This is a genomic window from Burkholderia territorii (assembly GCF_902833055.1).
Lineage (GTDB): Bacteria > Pseudomonadota > Gammaproteobacteria > Burkholderiales > Burkholderiaceae > Burkholderia > Burkholderia territorii.
In genome coordinates this window covers 1-469 of the sequence record NZ_CADFEJ010000130.1, presented here as the reverse complement: position 1 = coordinate 469, position 469 = coordinate 1, and the positions used below count along the sequence as shown (strand labels likewise).

The following is a 469-nucleotide window of genomic DNA, read 5'->3' as shown; positions in this document are numbered from 1 at the left end:
CTGCCCGCGCCGATGCGTCGACATGCCGATGCACCGATGCGCGGCCGGGCATGGCGGACGGCCTCGACGGCCCGCCGGCGCGGCGCCGGGGAACCTCGGCAGCGGCGCGCCACTCATGCTTTACATGGAAAACACGATGCGAAAGATCGAATCCCCCAGTCCCGAGGCCCGCTCCGCGGATCTCGCGGCGGACAACCTCGAACGGCTCCGGGCCCTGTTCCCGGAAGCGGTGACCGAAGGCCCGCAGGGCCTCGCGCTGAACCTCGAGGTGCTCAAGGCGCTGGTGGGCGAGCGCACCGTCGCCGAGGCCGACGAGAAATACGGCCTGGCCTGGCACGGCAAGCGCCGCGCGCGCCAGCTCGCGCTCACGCCCTCCACCGGCACGCTGCGCCCCTGCCGCGACGAGAGCCTGAACTGGGACGGCACCCGCAACCTGATGATCGAGGGCGACAACCTCGAGGTGCTCAAG

At 71.6% G+C, this 469-nt stretch carries 1 pseudogene; it reads left to right on the top strand.

Annotated features, from left to right (window positions below):
* Positions 1-124 precede the first annotated feature (124 nt).
* Positions 125-469: pseudogene (locus tag HW466_RS31370) on the top strand (site-specific DNA-methyltransferase); the annotation flags it as partial.